General features: G+C 53.4%; 15 protein-coding genes. 8 read left to right on the top strand and 7 right to left on the bottom strand.

Features of this window, described 5'->3' with window-relative positions; genetic code table 11:
* Window positions 1-217 precede the first annotated feature (217 nt).
* Entirely contained in the window at window positions 218-1,357 is a 1,140-nt protein-coding gene (locus F4V72_RS17725) for a glycoside hydrolase family 88/105 protein (RefSeq protein WP_136058332.1), read from the top strand.
* Between the two features lie 54 nt (window positions 1,358-1,411).
* Here the strand turns inward: F4V72_RS17725 and mrdA are convergent, their stop codons facing one another.
* On the bottom strand, window positions 1,412-3,283 hold the full coding sequence (gene mrdA / locus F4V72_RS17720; protein ID WP_121768329.1) for a penicillin-binding protein 2: 1,872 nt from the start codon (window positions 3,281-3,283) through the stop codon (window positions 1,412-1,414).
* Between the two features lie 188 nt (window positions 3,284-3,471).
* The gene (gene argS / locus F4V72_RS17715) at window positions 3,472-5,205 is read right to left on the bottom strand and encodes an arginine--tRNA ligase (RefSeq protein WP_001025357.1); all 1,734 of its coding nucleotides are present in this window, start codon (window positions 5,203-5,205) and stop codon (window positions 3,472-3,474) included.
* A gap of 236 nt (window positions 5,206-5,441) precedes the next feature.
* On the opposite strand from argS, the gene F4V72_RS17710 reads away from it, so the two are divergent.
* Complete coding sequence (locus tag F4V72_RS17710) at window positions 5,442-6,011, top strand: VOC family protein (RefSeq protein ID WP_053508911.1); 570 nt, start codon at window positions 5,442-5,444, stop codon at window positions 6,009-6,011.
* Between the two features lie 19 nt (window positions 6,012-6,030).
* Window positions 6,031-6,777, top strand: coding sequence for a copper homeostasis protein CutC (gene cutC, locus F4V72_RS17705; RefSeq protein ID WP_023248807.1), 747 nt, complete (start codon window positions 6,031-6,033; stop codon window positions 6,775-6,777).
* A 305-nt stretch (window positions 6,778-7,082) separates the two neighbouring features.
* On the opposite strand, the gene cmoB is transcribed toward cutC, so the two are convergent.
* From cmoB to F4V72_RS17680, 5 genes are all read right to left on the bottom strand, one after another.
* Window positions 7,083-8,054: a tRNA 5-methoxyuridine(34)/uridine 5-oxyacetic acid(34) synthase CmoB gene (gene cmoB, locus F4V72_RS17700; RefSeq protein ID WP_136058331.1), complete on the bottom strand. Its 972-nt coding sequence runs from the start codon at window positions 8,052-8,054 to the stop codon at window positions 7,083-7,085.
* The gene (gene cmoA, locus F4V72_RS17695) at window positions 8,051-8,794 is read right to left on the bottom strand and encodes a carboxy-S-adenosyl-L-methionine synthase CmoA (protein ID WP_023248805.1); all 744 of its coding nucleotides are present in this window, start codon (window positions 8,792-8,794) and stop codon (window positions 8,051-8,053) included. Before cmoA ends, cmoB begins: the two co-directional genes overlap by 4 nt.
* Window positions 8,795-8,834: 40 nt before the next feature.
* A complete protein-coding gene (locus tag F4V72_RS17690; protein ID WP_023248804.1) occupies window positions 8,835-9,230 on the bottom strand; it encodes an MAPEG family protein in 396 nt (131 codons plus the stop codon).
* Between the two features lie 252 nt (window positions 9,231-9,482).
* Window positions 9,483-10,301 carry a DUF72 domain-containing protein gene (locus tag F4V72_RS17685; protein ID WP_063390543.1) on the bottom strand — a complete coding sequence of 273 codons (819 nt, stop codon included), beginning with the start codon at window positions 10,299-10,301 and terminating at the stop codon, window positions 9,483-9,485.
* Complete coding sequence (locus F4V72_RS17680) at window positions 10,298-10,864, bottom strand: hydrolase (protein ID WP_023248802.1); 567 nt, start codon at window positions 10,862-10,864, stop codon at window positions 10,298-10,300. The genes F4V72_RS17685 and F4V72_RS17680 overlap by 4 nt, the downstream gene beginning before the upstream one ends.
* A 324-nt stretch (window positions 10,865-11,188) precedes the next feature.
* Here F4V72_RS17680 and aspS point away from each other — a divergent pair, with 324 nt between their 5' ends.
* The 5 genes from aspS (at window position 11,189) to ruvA (ending at window position 15,538) form a co-directional block, all read left to right on the top strand.
* Window positions 11,189-12,961: an aspartate--tRNA ligase gene (gene aspS, locus F4V72_RS17675; RefSeq protein ID WP_053508916.1), complete on the top strand. Its 1,773-nt coding sequence runs from the start codon at window positions 11,189-11,191 to the stop codon at window positions 12,959-12,961.
* Window positions 12,962-13,063: 102 nt separating this feature from the next.
* A complete protein-coding gene (nudB, locus tag F4V72_RS17670; protein WP_053508919.1) occupies window positions 13,064-13,516 on the top strand; it encodes a dihydroneopterin triphosphate diphosphatase in 453 nt (150 codons plus the stop codon).
* A 29-nt stretch (window positions 13,517-13,545) separates the two neighbouring features.
* On the top strand, window positions 13,546-14,289 hold the full coding sequence (locus tag F4V72_RS17665; protein ID WP_023248799.1) for a YebC/PmpR family DNA-binding transcriptional regulator: 744 nt from the start codon (window positions 13,546-13,548) through the stop codon (window positions 14,287-14,289).
* A 34-nt stretch (window positions 14,290-14,323) separates the two neighbouring features.
* Window positions 14,324-14,845, top strand: a complete 522-nt coding sequence (ruvC, locus tag F4V72_RS17660; protein ID WP_023248798.1) for a crossover junction endodeoxyribonuclease RuvC — start codon at window positions 14,324-14,326, stop codon at window positions 14,843-14,845.
* Between the two features lie 81 nt (window positions 14,846-14,926).
* Complete coding sequence (ruvA, locus tag F4V72_RS17655; protein ID WP_136058330.1) at window positions 14,927-15,538, top strand: Holliday junction branch migration protein RuvA; 612 nt, start codon at window positions 14,927-14,929, stop codon at window positions 15,536-15,538.
* The last annotated feature ends 1 nt before the right edge of the window (window position 15,539 follow it).

The raw sequence follows: 15,539 nt of genomic DNA, 5'->3' as shown, positions 1-15,539 counted from the left end.
TCGCATGTTTGACTCTCCTTTTTTTATAAATAGAAACGCTGTTTTATAAATTGGTGACGTAGGTTGCCGGACTCTTTGTGTTTTTGCCATTTATGCTCTGGCAATGGCAGAAACAAAAAGGTTTCCGCCCAGCTTAGCTTTTACTGTGGCGAATCGACTGCGTCGGCGATAAAACTGCACGCAGCGCTGAATTCGACATTAAACAGAGGGTAAGTAAATGATGGTTTATCCAGTCAAACACAGTCCGTTATTGCGTCAGCCTGAGCATTTTATCGCCAGAGATGAACTAAAAGCCTTGATTCAAAAGGTGACGCATAACCTGGTCAATATTAAAGATGAGACGGGCGAATTTTTATTGCGACTGGACGATGGACGCGTGATCGATACTAAAGGTTGGGCAGGATGGGAGTGGACGCACGGCGTGGGTCTGTACGGAATGTATCACTATTATCAACAGACCGGCGACCAGACGATGCGTAAGATCATTGATGACTGGTTTGCCGATCGTTTTGCGGAAGGCGCGACGACGAAAAACGTTAATACGATGGCGCCGTTTTTAACGCTGGCGTATCGCTATGAAGAGACGCGTAATCCAGCGTATTTACCGTGGCTGGAAACGTGGGCCGAATGGGCGATGAATGAAATGCCCCGTACCGATCACGGCGGGATGCAGCACACCACGCTGGCGGAGGAAAATCATCAGCAGATGTGGGACGACACGCTAATGATGACGGTGCTGCCGCTGGCGAAAATCGGTAAACTGTTGAACCGACCGGAATACATGGAAGAGGCAACCTATCAGTTCCTGCTACATGTGCAGAATTTGATGGATAAAGAGACGGGGTTGTGGTTCCACGGCTGGAGCTATGACGGTCATCATAACTTCGCTAACGCTCGCTGGGCGCGTGGCAACAGTTGGCTGACCATTGTGATCCCGGATTTTCTTGAACTGCTGAATTTGCCGGAAAATAATGCCGTGCGCCGTTATCTGGTCCAGGTACTGAATGCGCAGATCGCCGCGCTGGCGAAATATCAGGATGAAAGCGGTTTGTGGCATACTCTGCTTGACGATCCGCACTCTTATCTTGAGGCGTCGGCGACGGCAGGTTTTGCCTACGGTATTCTTAAAGCGGTGCGCAAACGCTATGTCGAGCGGCACTATGCGCTGGTGGCGGAAAAAGCTATTCGGGGGATAGTGAAACATATCTCGCCGGAAGGCGAACTGCTGCAAACCTCATTTGGCACTGGCATGGGTCACGATCTCGATTTTTATCGTCATATACCGTTGACCTCTATGCCTTACGGGCAGGCGATGGCCATGCTGTGTTTGACGGAATACCTGCGTAACTATTTCTGATGTATGCGGATATTCCGGCCGTATCCTTGTCTGATGGCGCCTGGCTTATTTGATCTATGGCGCTTGCCCCGGCTGCGTGGTATCAGCCTGTGGATCAAACAGGTGGTCAAGGATTTTTCGCATGACGGGCGCGGCGGTAACGCCGTCGCTTCCGCCGTTTTCCAGAATCAAGGCAATAGCGACCTTAGGGTTTTTATACGGCGCAAAAGCGGTATAAAAGACATGATCGCGCAGGCGAATAGGGATCATTTTCGCGTTGTAGGTCTGATTTTCTTTCAGGCTAAACACCTGCGACGTGCCGCTTTTGGCCGCAATGCCGTAGGGCGCGGTGTGAAAGAACTTATAACCCGTTCCGTTGGGTGCATTCGCCATGCCATACATCGCCTGGCGCACCAGTCCCCAGTATGGCGAAGCCGGATCGGCTATCTGTGACGATGTTCCAGAAGGACGATACGGAACCACCGTTTTACCGCTCTCTTCATTGAGCAACAGGTGAGGGGCAATCACCTTACCGTTATTGATGAGCGCCACCATCGCTTTTACCATCTGGATGGGGGTGGCAATCCAGTAACCCTGACCGATGCCGACAGAGATGGTATCGCCCTGATACCAGGCTTTTTTATGGACCCGCTGTTTCCATGCGCGGCTGGGAAGCAGCCCGTCATACTCTTCATTAAGGTCGATGCCCGTCGGTTTGCCATAGCCGAACTGAGACAACATCGTGTCGATACGGTCAATACCCATCATATAAGCGACCTGATAGAAAAAGGTATCCGCAGATTCCTCAATCGCTTTAGTGACATCCAGCATACCGTGTCCGGTTTTTTTCCAGTCCCGGTAATGTCGTTGCGTGCCGGGAAGCGTCCAGGTTGGCGCGCCAAAGAAGGTGGTTTGCGGCGTAATAATCCCGCTTAACAGCGCGGACATCGCCATATAGGGTTTAACCGTTGATGCCGGAGGATAAAGCCCTTGCGTCACGCGGTTGATCAGCGGCAGATTTTTATCGTGCAGTAGTTTGCCGTAATCCTGATAGCTAATACCTTTTACAAAGGGGTTCGGGTCGTAGCTGGGCATAGATACCATCGCCAGCACTGAACCATCGTGCGGATCTTCAACCAGTACGGCAGCACGCTGCCCGGCCAGCAAGCTTTCAATGTACTCTTGTAAATGGAGATCCAGCGTCAGGTGAATGTTCTTACCCGCGATGGGGGGAACGTCTTTCAGCAGGCGGACAATACGCCCGTGATTATCAACCTCGACCTCCTGATAGCCAGTTTTACCGTGAAGATCGTTTTCGTAGTAACGCTCAATTCCCTGCTTACCGATGTTATGGTCCGCCGCGTAATTCTCCGCCAGCCCTTTTTGGTTCAGCGCTTTAAGGTCGTTGTCGTTTATCTTTGACACGTAACCGAGAACATGCGCCAGCTCGGCGCCGTAAGGATACTGCCGATCCTGATAGCTATTGATCGTGACGCCGTTGAAATGAAACTGATTGACCGCAAAGCGTGCAATTTCAACATCCGTTAGCGCATTTTTGAGCACCACCGGACGATAGCGGCTACTTGATTTTAGCGCATGGCGAAAGTCGGCGATATCATCGGGGGAGAGATCAACAATAGGGGTGAGCTGTTTTAGCAGCGCATCCATATCGGCAATTTTATAGGGCGTAACCGCGATATCATACCAGGTCACGTTACGCACCAGCGGGATGCCGTTGCGATCGTAAATGATGCCGCGCGTTGGCGCGACGGGCAGCATCTTGATATCGTTCTCATTCGAACGGGTGGTGTAGTAATGGTGCTGGCGGATTTGCAAGTTATAGAGATTGAAGATCAGGATACCAAAGCAGACAACCACTACGCCAAACGCCACGATCACACGTCTCAGGAAGAGTTTCTCTTCCGCATCAAAGTCTTTAAAAGTCATTACCTGTACCTGAACAATCCGCCGCCTAATGATACGGGGCGGTCAGCGCCAGCACAGGTAAAAGATGTTCCATCTCTCTATAGAAATGTGTCATTCCTTGTGATTTGTTACAGATATACCGCAGTGGCAATAAAAAGGCCTGAGTCCACTACCCGGAGCCAGGCCTGATGATGTTAACGACGGCGCGTTTACATGCGTTCTACGGTTTCGATACCCAACGTATCCAGACCCAGTTTCAGCGTCTTCGCCGTCAGTTGCGCCAGTTTCAGACGGCTATTGCGAATGGCGTCATTCTCTGCGCTGAGAATGGGGCAGTGCTCGTAGAAGCCGGAGAACAGCCCGGCGACGTCATACAGATACGCGCACATGACGTGCGGCGTACCTTCACGCGCGACCACCGTCAGGGTCTCTTCAAACTGCAGCAGACGGGCAGCCAGTTGCGCTTCGCGATCTTCGCTGATGATAACCGGCGCGCTCGCCAGCGCCTGCTCGTCGATGTCCGCTTTACGGAAAACAGACAGCACACGCGTATAGGCATACTGCATATAAGGTGCGGTATTGCCTTCGAAAGCCAACATATTATCCCAGTCAAAGATATAGTCAGTGGTGCGGTTTTTTGACAGATCGGCGTATTTCACCGCGCCAATACCGACTGCGTTAGCCAGTTTTTCCAGCTCGTCAGCCGGCATATCCGGGTTCTTCTCCGCCACCAGACGACGCGCGCGCTCCAGCGCCTCATCCAGCAGGTCCGCCAGTTTCACCGTACCGCCCGCACGAGTTTTAAACGGTTTACCGTCTTTACCCAGCATCATGCCGAACATGTGGTGTTCCAGCGGAACGGAATCCGGTACATAACCGGCTTTGCGCACAATGGTCCAGGCTTGCATCAGGTGCTGGTGCTGACGGGAGTCAATGTAGTAGAGCACGCGGTCGGCGTGCAGCGTTTCGTAACGATATTTGGCGCAGGCGATATCGGTAGTGGTATACAGATAACCGCCATCTTTCTTCTGAATGATGACGCCCATTGGGTCGCCTTCCTTGTTTTTAAACTCATCAAGGAAAACCACCGTTGCGCCTTCGCTTTCAACCGCCAGGCCTTTGGCTTTCAGATCGGCGACGATGCCCGGCAGCATCGGGTTATACAGACTTTCGCCCATCACATCATCACGCGTCAGGGTGACGTTGAGGCGATCATAGGTGATCTGATTTTGCGTCATCGTGATATCAACCAGCTTACGCCACATCTCACGGAAATAGGCATCACCGCTCTGCAATTTGACGACGTAGTTACGCGCGCGCTCGGCAAACGCTTCATCTTCGTCATAATGCTTTTTCGCATCGCGGTAAAATCCTTCGAGATCCGCCAGCGCCATGTCGCCCGCGTTTTCCTGCTGCTGTTTTTCCAGCCAGGCGATAAGCATACCGAACTGGGTGCCCCAGTCGCCGACGTGGTTAGCGCGAATAACATGATGGCCCAGAAACTCCAGCGTGCGTACTGCCGCATCGCCGATAATCGTGGAGCGTAGATGACCGACGTGCATCTCTTTCGCGACGTTGGGCGCGGAGTAGTCAACGACAATCGTCTGGCGAGTCGGCTGAGAAACGCCCAGACGATCGGAGGCCAGCGCCTGTTGCACCTGTTCAGCGAGAAAAGCTGGTTCGAGGAAAATATTGATAAAGCCAGGGCCGGCGATTTCAACCTTGCTGGCGATGCCGCTGAGATCCAGATGAGTCAGCACCTGCTCTGCAAGTTGTCGGGGGGCCATACCCAGTTTTTTCGCAACTGCCATCATGCCGTTGGCCTGATAGTCGCCGAACTGAACTTTGGCTGACTGACGAACCTGGGGCTCGCAATCTGCAGGCGCGCCTGCAGCAATCATGGCCTGACTAACTTTTTCTGAGAGAAGAGCCTGAATATTCACCGGAATACCTTACGTTTATGAAGCGGGCTGTATTGCCCGCGCCAGTTTAAGAATTAGGGCGGGAGTATACTGCAAATGCCCGTTGGCGTCAGCATTGCGCGCGCGGCGCGTCGCCTGAAATATACGCAACAATAATCTGCATAAGCATTCAATAAACGCCCCATCAAATCAAAGGTTGGTTGACGGGACGCAACAGCGTAAATTAGCGGTTTTCACAGCAAGAAGAGCGTCCTGATATGGCGAACTGGCAAAACATTGACGAACTGCATGATATTTCCGCAGATTTACCGCGATTCACTCTGGCGTTCAGAGAACTTTCCACTCGTCTTGGTCTGGATATTAGCGCCCTTGAGGCCGATCACATTTCCTTGCGCTGTCACCAGAATACGACGGCAGAGCGTTGGCGTCGCGGATTTGAACAATGCGGTGAGTTACTGTCGGAAAATATCATCAACGGCAGGCCGATTTGTCTGTTTAAACTGCATGAACCGGTATGTGTGGAACACTGGCGGTTTTCTGTTATTGAATTACCGTGGCCGGGAGAAAAACGCTATCCGCACGAAGGGTGGGAGCATATTGAAATCGTGCTGCCCGGCGAGCCGGAGACCTTGAACGCGAGGGCCCTGGCGTTGTTGTCGGATGAGGGACTTAGTCAGCCGGGGATCGTGGTTAAAACCAGTACGCCGCAGGGCGAGCATGAACGTTTGCCAAACCCTACGCTGGCCGTGACCGATGGCCGCGTCACGGTAAAATTTCATCCGTGGTCGATTGAAGCGATCGTCGCCAGTGAACAGGCTGCCCATTAACCTGCCGACAGGAGTGAATATGGCGTTACTTGAGATCTGTTGTTACAGCATGGAATGCGCGCTCACCGCGCAGCGAAACGGCGCGGATCGTATCGAACTGTGCGCTGCGCCGAAAGAAGGGGGGCTTACGCCTTCGCTGGGCGTCTTACGCAGCGTGCGCGAGCATATTACGATTCCCGTACATCCGATTATTCGTCCTCGCGGCGGGGATTTTTATTACACTGACGGCGAATTTGCCGCCATGCTGGAAGATATTCGCCTCGTCAGAGAGTTGGGTTTTCCCGGGCTGGTTACTGGCGTGTTAACCCTTGACGGGGATGTCGATATGTTGCGAATGGAAAAAATAATGGCGGCGGCCGGACCGCTGGCGGTGACATTCCACCGCGCCTTTGATATGTGCGCTAATTCCTTCAATGCGCTAAAGAATCTGGCTGACGCAGGCGTAGCAAGAGTGCTGACCTCCGGGCAAAAATCTGATGCGGCGCAAGGTTTATCAATAATTATGGAACTTATTGCACAGAGGGATGCTCCAATCATTATGGCTGGTGCGGGGGTTCGTGCAAATAACCTGCAGAATTTCCTCGATGCCGGAGTACGGGAAGTACACAGTTCCGCCGGAGTCTTACTGCCTTCGCCGATGCGCTATCGCAATCAGGGGTTATCGATGTCTGCCGATATTCAGGCGGACGAGTATTCCCGCTATAGGGTAGAGGGGGCGGCGGTCGCTGAAATGAAAGGAATCATGGTTCGCCATCAGGCCAAATGATTTTTACCGTTGCATCATGTCGCCCAATATGATGCTTGCTCGTACCAGGCCCCTGCAATTTCAACAGGGGCCTTTTTTTATCCTTCTCCTGCATATTTCGGTCTGCTACTGCGTTGGCAATAACTCGGCCCATCCCTGGGCCTCGCCCTTGCGGGCGCTGTGAACAGCGTTCAAATTCGTTCCAGACGAATTTGTCCTCGCGCACCCCGGTCACGTAGTGATCTACGCTCCCGGGGATTTGCTGCGTCGCCGCCTTGTCGCAAACCGAACTATTTTGGAGAAAATGTGCCACCAGTCAAAAATGACTAGGGTTTACGTGCAATCAATACCGCACGTAATGGGGCGGGATAGCCTTCCACCGTCTTGCTGCGATCGTTCGGGTCAAGGAAATCGGCCAGCGATTCGGTAACCATCCATTCGGTACGGCGCTGCTCTTCGGTGGTGGTGACGCAAACGTCAGCGATACGCACATCAATAAAGCCACATTTTTCCAGCCATTTTTTTAATGCCGGTGCGGAAGGAATAAAATAGACGTTACGCATCTGGGCATAGCGATCTCCGGGCACCAGAACGGTATTTTCATCGCCGTCGACGACCAGCGTTTCCAGTACCAGTTCACCCTCGTTGACTAACTGATCTTTTAACTGCCACAGATGCTCCAGCGGCGAGCGACGGTGATAAAGCACCCCCATCGAGAAGACGGTATCAAATGCTTTCAGCGCCGGGAGTTGTTCAATGCCCAACGGCAGCAGATGCGCGCGCTGATCGTTACCCAACAGTTTACGCACCGCCTCAAACTGGCAGAGGAAAAGCTGCGTAGGATCGATGCCGACCGCCAGATGTGCGCCTGCGCCAATCATCCGCCACAGGTGATAGCCGCTGCCGCAGCCGACATCAAGGATCGTCCGGCCGGTTAAATCTGACAAATGCGGCAGTACGCGATCCCACTTCCAGTCGGAACGCCATTCGGTATCAATATTGACGCCATAAAGCGAGAACGGGCCTTTACGCCACGGCATCAGATTACGCAGCAACGTATCAATACGCTTTAGCTGACCTTCGCTGAGCGGCGTTTCGCTTTCCGCCGTGACGCTGTGCAGTAAGTCCAGCCGCCAGGGCGTAATTTCCGGTAAAAATTCTACCGCGTTCGACCACTGTTTAAACAAGCCATGCTGCTGCTCGCGTTGCCAGGCGGTAATCTGCGCTGGCAATGTTTCCAGCCAGTGGGAGAGATGATTTTTAGCAATGAGCTGATAAAAGTTACCAAACTCGATCATGCGGCAACTCCGGCTTTTAACGCGACAAGCGACCCAAAATTAAAGCACTGGAACCACAGTTCGCTGTGTTCGAAACCCGCCTTACGCAGGCGCGCTTTATGCGTTTCCACCGAGTCGGTGAGCATCACGTTTTCCAGCATACTGCGCTTCTGGCTGATCTCCAGTTCGCTGTACCCATTCGCGCGTTTAAAATCGTGGTGCATGTTGAATAACAGCTCGCCCACTTTAGCGTCTTCAAAGCTAAATTTTTCCGACAGCACCAGCGCGCCGCCGGGATTTAACCCCTGGTAAATCTTATCCAGCAATGCCTGGCGTTCGGCAGGTTCAAGGAATTGCAGGGTAAAATTCAGCACCACCAGCGAGGCGTTTTCAATAGTGATATCGCGGATATCGCCTTCAACTACGTCAACCGGCGTAGGCGCTTTATACGCATCAATATGGCGGCGGCAGCGTTCAATCATGGCCGGGGAGTTATCGACGGCGATAATCCGACAATGCTCATGGCGGATATTGCGCCGAACAGACAGCGTCGCGGCGCCCAGCGAGCAGCCCAGATCGTAGACCTGCGTGTTCGGCTGCACAAAGCGTTCAGCCAACATACCGATCATAGAGATGATGTTAGAGTAGCCGGGCACCGACCGTTGAATCATGTCGGGGAAAACTTCGGCTACTCGTTCATCAAAAGTCCAGTCGCCGAGACGGGCGATAGGCGCAGAAAAAAGCGTGTCGCGGTGAGACATAACGTATACATCCGGGAAAAATAAAGGCGCGTATTGTGCGCTAATACAGGGAGAAAACCAACTCCCAGGGCATATACCACAGGTTTGCCAGCACCATCAGCAACAATGCACACCAGGTCGCGCTCATCCCCGCCCGCCGCCAGCGGAACAGGCGGTGGTGGAAGCCGTAATAATGCATCAGCCGACCGGCGATTAAAATGATGCCGCAGATATGCACCATCCACGTTTCGGCGCCGTTCATTTCCATAAACAGCAGCAGTACCAGCGCGACGGGAATATATTCCACCGCATTACCATGAATACGGATAGCGCTTTGCAGCTCGCTAAAACCGCCGTCGCCATAGGCGACACGGTACTGCATTCGCAAGCGAACGACATCAAAAGAGAACTTCATTAATAATAACGCACCCAAAACGGCATAAAGCGCGCTTACCATACAAACTCCCTTTACTTTTCATACTTCAAGTTGCATGTGCGTTGGCTGTAGATACTTGACTCATCTCTGGGTCTCGCCCCATACGGGGCCGCTGCAAGCCGCGTTCAAATCTGCTCCCGGCAGATTTGTCGTTCACTCCAGTCACTTATTGAATGTAAGCTCCCGGGGATTCTCTCCCTTGCCATCTTCCTGCAACTCGAATTATTTAGAGTAAGTAATGGCTGATGGCATTGCCTATGATAGGGGGCATTTTCAGAAAAGAGAAGATTGCTGTGGAATGGACGGAGCAGTGCCGATTTCCGGTAAGACGCTGCGTAAATCATGCCAAAGCGTATTCACCAGTTCCGGCGCCTGCGCGATATCCGGAGTATGTAAAAACAGAAAAGGCGTGGTGGTCTGCCGCCACTGCGGGAGTTTCTGCAACCAGGCGGCGAAAAACTGACGGTTTTGCGCCATATTATCGCTACCGATAAAACGCACCATCGGATGGCTGGCCGTCACGACCGCATGTACCGGGACTTTGGGTTTTTTCCGCTGCGCGTCGCGGACGGCCTCGCTGTGGGGATGGGCGGCATGTACCGGACGACTATCCAGGATCACGCGGTTTACGCCGCGCTCGTGTAACCCGCGATTGAACCGCTGTTCATCCTCACCTTTGTCAAAAAAACACGGATGACGAACTTCTACGCCATAGGTAAACGTGGCGGGGAGCGCATCAAGAAATTGCCATAAGGCGGGGAGATCTCGCGGTCCAAAGACGGCAGGCAACTGAAGCCAGTATTGGCCAATGCGCGTTTCCAGCGGCGCCAGACGGGTAAAAAATTCCTGCACCAGATCGTCGCAATGACGCAGAGCGGCCTGGTGAGAAATGGTCGCGGGAAATTTGAAACAAAAACGAAAATCATCCGTAGTTTGCGCATACCAGCGATCAACAATTTCCGCTTTCGGCAGCGCGTAAAGCGTGGTGTTGCCCTCCACGCAGTTAAAGTGGCGGGCATACTCTTCCAGACTGGTGATGCCGAGCCGCGCCCATTTCGGGTGCGACCATTGCGGCAAGCCAATGTAGATCATAAGGCGTTTAAAATATCCTCTACGCTACGTACCCGGCCAATACGCGGGAAAATATGCGTCATACTGCTCTGATGCTGCTCACTGCTGGCGGCGCTACAGGCATCTTCGGCAATAATAAGGTTAAATCCCAACTCCCAGGCGTTACGCGCTGTGGATTCGACGCCGATATTGGTTGAGATCCCGCACAATATGATGGTGTCGATACCCCGGCGGCGAAGTTGTAATTCCAGATCGGTGCCGTAAAACGCGCCCCACTGGCGTTTAGTCACTTCCAGATCGCTGTCAGTTTTACCCAATGCCGTAGGCCAGGTCCACCAGTTTTCCGGCAACGCGTGCGCAGGCGTTGAAGCATCAACCGGCTGTTTTAACGCCTCGGCATAATCCTCAGACCATCCGACGCGTACCATGACCACTGGCGAGCCGTTGGCGCGACACTTTTCCGCCAGCCGCGCGGCGCGGGCGACCACCTCGTTTGCCGTGTACGGGCCGCCGGCAAACGGAAGAATTCCTTCCTGTAAATCAATAACTACCAGGGCGGTTGTGGTCGCGTTGAGTTTCAGCATGATAATCACTCTCCTAAAAATAGCGGATTTCGCTATACCTTAAGCACGATTAAAGAGGAAAGCGGCGACAAATATTGTTAATTTTTGTGAGCATACGCAATACCCGCGTGAAAAACCCGGGTACAGTCAGTATGAACCAGGCGTCGATACCGCATGAAACGGGCAAGTTATCGCTCCCATGCTGGATTGACTCTTATCGTGCGGCAGAATTTCCAGTATAATAGCCGCCTTTTTTCATCCAGTTGTGACATACAGCTAAAGCTGCGACTTCGTCGCCTGCATGGCAGGCAACAATCCGCCTGCGGCTAAGTTAAGGGATATCTCATGCGTACAGAATATTGCGGACAGCTACGTCTGTCCCACGTGGGGCAGCAGGTGACTCTGTGTGGTTGGGTCAACCGTCGTCGTGATCTTGGTAGCCTGATCTTTATCGATATGCGCGACCGCGAAGGTATTGTGCAGGTGTTCTTCGATCCGGATCGTGCGGACGCGTTAAAGCTGGCCTCTGAACTGCGTAATGAGTTCTGCATTCAGGTTACGGGCACCGTGCGTGCGCGTGACGCGAAAAACGTCAATGCGGATATGGCGACCGGCGAAATTGAAGTGCTGGCGTCCTCTCTCACTATCATCAACCGCGCAGACTCACTGCCGCTTGACGCTAACCACGTTAATACCGAAGAGGCGCGTCTCAAGTACCGCTATCTGGATTTGCGTCGTCCGGAAATGGCGCAGCGCCTGAAAACTCGCGCCAAAATTACCAGCCTGGTGCGTCGTTTTATGGACGATCACGGTTTCCTTGATATTGAAACGCCGATGCTGACCAAAGCCACGCCGGAAGGCGCGCGCGACTATCTGGTGCCTTCGCGCGTTCATAAAGGTAAATTCTACGCGCTGCCGCAGTCGCCGCAACTGTTTAAACAGCTCCTGATGATGTCCGGTTTCGACCGTTACTATCAGATAGTCAAATGCTTCCGTGATGAAGACTTACGTGCTGACCGCCAGCCTGAATTTACTCAGATCGACGTCGAGACCTCCTTCATGACCGCGCCGCAGGTGCGCGAAGTGATGGAAGCGTTGGTGCGCCATTTGTGGCTGGAAGTGAAAGGCGTGGATCTGGGGGATTTCCCGGTCATGACATTTGCAGAGGCGGAACGTCGTTACGGCTCTGACAAACCAGACCTGCGTAACCCGATGGAGCTGGTGGATGTCGCTGACCTGCTGAAATCGGTAGAGTTCGCGGTCTTCGCGGGCCCGGCTAACGATCCGAAAGGCCGTGTGGCTGCGCTGCGTGTGCCGGGCGGCGCACAGCTTAGCCGTAAGCAGATCGACGATTACGGTAACTTTGTTAAGATCTACGGCGCGAAAGGCCTGGCGTATATCAAAGTTAACGAGCGCGCGAAAGGTCTGGACGGGATCAACAGCCCGGTGGCCAAGTTCCTGACCGCCGACATCGTAGACGCTATCCTTGAACGTACTGGTGCGCAGGACGGCGATATGGTTTTCTTCGGCGCAGATAACAAAAAAGTGGTTGCCGATGCGCTGGGCGCGTTGCGTCTGAAACTGGGCAAAGACCTGAGCCTGACCGACGAAGACAAGTGGGCGCCGCTGTGGGTGATTGACTTCCCGATGTTTGAAGACGACGGCGAAGGCGGTTTGACCGCGATGCACCATCCGTTCACCGCCCCGCGCGACATGACGGCGTCTGAACTGAAAACTGCGCCGGAAGAAGCCGTCGCTAACGCTTACGATATGGTGATTAACGGCTACGAAGTGGGCGGCGGTTCGGTGCGTATTCACAACGGTGAAATGCAGCAAACCGTATTTGGTATTCTCGGTATCAATGAGCAGGAGCAGCGCGAGAAGTTCGGCTTCCTGCTGGATGCGTTAAAATACGGTACGCCGCCGCACGCGGGCCTGGCGTTTGGTCTGGACCGTCTGACCATGCTGTTGACCGGCACCGACAATATTCGTGATGTTATCGCCTTCCCGAAAACGACCGCTGCCGCGTGTCTGATGACCGAAGCGCCAAGTTTCGCCAACCAGGCGGCGTTGACGGAGTTGGGTATTCAGGTTGTGAAGAAAGCTGAGAATAACTGATATGAACAATGTACACGACATCATTCGCGCGATATCGCGGCGGTCCACAAGGGCGAGTCTCATCAATGAGCGGCGTCACCTAACAGCCAACAACGAGGCCGCGTGAAGGATAAAGTGTACAAGCGCCCCGTTTCGGTCCTGGTGATTATCTTCGCGCAAGATACGAAACGGGTGCTGATGTTGCAGCGACGCGACGACCCGGATTTCTGGCAGTCGGTGACGGGCAGTGTGGAAGAAGGGGAGACCGCGTTGCAGGCCGCCGTGCGTGAAGTCAAAGAGGAGGTCACGATTGATGTTGCGGCAGAGCAACTGACCTTAATCGACTGCCAACGTACGGTGGAGTTTGAGATTTTTTCACATTTACGTCATCGCTATGCGCCGGGCGTCATGCACAATACAGAATCCTGGTTCTGCCTTGCCCTACCGCATGAGCGTCAGGTGATATTCACAGAACATCTGACGTACCAGTGGCTTGATGCGCCTGACGCGGCGGCGCTTACCAAGTCCTGGAGTAATCGGCAAGCGATTGAAGAGTTTGTCATTAACGTCGCCTGAAAAGGCGCGCTTTTTTTGAGGAAATATTTATGGCAGGTCATAGTAAATGGGCCAACACCAGACATCGTAAAGCTGCGCAGGATGCCAAGCGCGGTAAAATCTTCACTAAAATTATTCGTGAACTGGTAACGGCAGCTAAATTGGGCGGCGGCGATCCGGATGCCAACCCGCGTCTGCGCGCGGCCGTGGATAAAGCTCTGGCCAACAACATGACCCGCGACACTCTGAACCGCGCCATCGCTCGCGGCGTCGGCGGCGATGATGATGCGAACATGGAAACCATCATCTATGAAGGTTACGGTCCTGGCGGCACGGCCATTATGATTGAGTGTCTGAGTGACAATCGTAACCGTACCGTAGCGGAAGTGCGTCATGCTTTCAGCAAGTGCGGCGGTAATCTGGGTACGGACGGCTCAGTGGCGTACCTGTTCAGTAAGAAAGGGGTCATCTCCTTTGAGAAAGGCGATGAAGACACCATCATGGAAGCCGCTCTGGAAGCTGGCGCGGAAGATGTTGTGACCTATGATGATGGCGCGATTGATGTTTACACTGCCTGGGAAGAGATGGGCAAAGTGCGTGACGCGCTGGAAGCGGCGGGTCTGAAAGCGGACAGCGCCGAAGTGTCCATGATCCCGTCAACCAAAGCGGATATGGATGCGGAAACCGCGCCGAAACTGCTGCGTCTGATTGATATGCTGGAAGACTGTGATGATGTTCAGGAAGTCTACCATAACGGTGAGATCTCTGATGAGGTTGCCGCTACCTTAGAATGAGGTGGTTGAATCCGAACATAACAGGAGATGCGTGATGGCTATTATTCTCGGTATTGACCCGGGGTCGCGCATCACCGGTTATGGCGTTATTCGTCAGATCGGCAGGCAACTGACCTATCTGGGCAGCGGATGTATTCGCACTAAAGTCGATGATCTGCCGTCTCGTTTGAAGCTCATATACGCAGGCGTGACGGAAATCATTACACAGTTCCAGCCGGACTATTTCGCTATCGAACAGGTGTTTATGGCGAAGAATGCCGATTCAGCCCTCAAATTGGGACAGGCGCGCGGCGTAGCAATTGTCGCCGCGGTCAACCAGGAACTGCCGGTGTTTGAATACGCGGCGCGTCAGGTGAAGCAAACCGTCGTCGGTATTGGTAGCGCGGAGAAAAGCCAGGTGCAGCATATGGTGCGAACGTTGCTGAAGCTCCCCGCTAACCCGCAGGCAGACGCCGCAGATGCGCTGGCTATCGCGATTACGCATTGCCACGTTAGCCAGAACGCGATGCAAATGAGCGAGAGCCGACTCAATCTGGCGCGGGGAAGGTTGCGATAATGACAAATGAGGCTGGATATCTATCCAGCCTTTTTTTATGATACGGCTTTACCTTTTCAGCCCTTTACGCAGGAGCGTCATGTGATTGGCAGACTCAGAGGCATTATTCTCGAAAAACAACCCCCGATCGTGCTGCTGGAGACAGGGGGCGTAGGCTATGAAGTGCATATGCCCATGACCTGTTTCTATGAGCTCCCGGAATCCGGAAAGGAAGCGACTGTCTTTACCCATTTTGTGGTGCGTGAAGATGCGCAGTTGCTGTACGGATTCAACAATAAGCAAGAGCGCACGCTGTTTAAAGAGCTAATCAAAACAAATGGCGTCGGGCCTAAGCTGGCGCTGGCGATCCTCTCCGGCATGTCGGCGCAACAATTCGTCAATGCGGTTGAACGTGAAGATCCTGCGGCGCTGGTGAAATTACCCGGCATCGGTAAAAAAACCGCTGAACGATTGATTGTGGAAATGAAAGACCGCTTTAAAGGGCTACATGGCGATCTCTTTATGCCAGCGGTCGATCTGGTATTGACGTCGCCAGCCAGCCCGACAACGGACGATGCTGAGCAAGAAGCGGTTGCTGCGCTGGTGGCGCTGGGTTATAAACCGCAAGAAGCCAGTCGGATGGTGAGCAAAATCGCTCGTCCGGACGCAAGCAGTGAAACACTGATTCGCGACGCGTTACGCGCCGCGTTATGAG

The organism is Salmonella enterica subsp. diarizonae, from assembly GCF_008692785.1.
Classification (GTDB): domain Bacteria; phylum Pseudomonadota; class Gammaproteobacteria; order Enterobacterales; family Enterobacteriaceae; genus Salmonella; species Salmonella diarizonae.
This window is presented reverse-complemented; position numbering and strand designations above follow the sequence as displayed.

What these genes read in the sequence shown, in the direction of transcription:
- F4V72_RS17725 (WP_136058332.1), top strand. Translation starts at nt 218, where the DNA reads ATGATGGTTTATCCAGTCAAACACAGTCCGTTATTGCGTCAGCCTGAG.
- mrdA (WP_121768329.1), bottom strand. Translation starts at nt 3,283, where the DNA reads ATGACTTTTAAAGACTTTGATGCGGAAGAGAAACTCTTCCTGAGACGT.
- F4V72_RS17710 (WP_053508911.1), top strand. Translation starts at nt 5,442, where the DNA reads ATGGCGAACTGGCAAAACATTGACGAACTGCATGATATTTCCGCAGAT.
- cutC (WP_023248807.1), top strand. Translation starts at nt 6,031, where the DNA reads ATGGCGTTACTTGAGATCTGTTGTTACAGCATGGAATGCGCGCTCACC.
- cmoB (WP_136058331.1), bottom strand. Translation starts at nt 8,054, where the DNA reads ATGATCGAGTTTGGTAACTTTTATCAGCTCATTGCTAAAAATCATCTC.
- cmoA (WP_023248805.1), bottom strand. Translation starts at nt 8,794, where the DNA reads ATGTCTCACCGCGACACGCTTTTTTCTGCGCCTATCGCCCGTCTCGGC.
- F4V72_RS17690 (WP_023248804.1), bottom strand. Translation starts at nt 9,230, where the DNA reads ATGGTAAGCGCGCTTTATGCCGTTTTGGGTGCGTTATTATTAATGAAG.
- F4V72_RS17685 (WP_063390543.1), bottom strand. Translation starts at nt 10,301, where the DNA reads ATGATCTACATTGGCTTGCCGCAATGGTCGCACCCGAAATGGGCGCGG.
- F4V72_RS17680 (WP_023248802.1), bottom strand. Translation starts at nt 10,864, where the DNA reads ATGCTGAAACTCAACGCGACCACAACCGCCCTGGTAGTTATTGATTTA.
- aspS (WP_053508916.1), top strand. Translation starts at nt 11,189, where the DNA reads ATGCGTACAGAATATTGCGGACAGCTACGTCTGTCCCACGTGGGGCAG.
- F4V72_RS17665 (WP_023248799.1), top strand. Translation starts at nt 13,546, where the DNA reads ATGGCAGGTCATAGTAAATGGGCCAACACCAGACATCGTAAAGCTGCG.
- ruvC (WP_023248798.1), top strand. Translation starts at nt 14,324, where the DNA reads ATGGCTATTATTCTCGGTATTGACCCGGGGTCGCGCATCACCGGTTAT.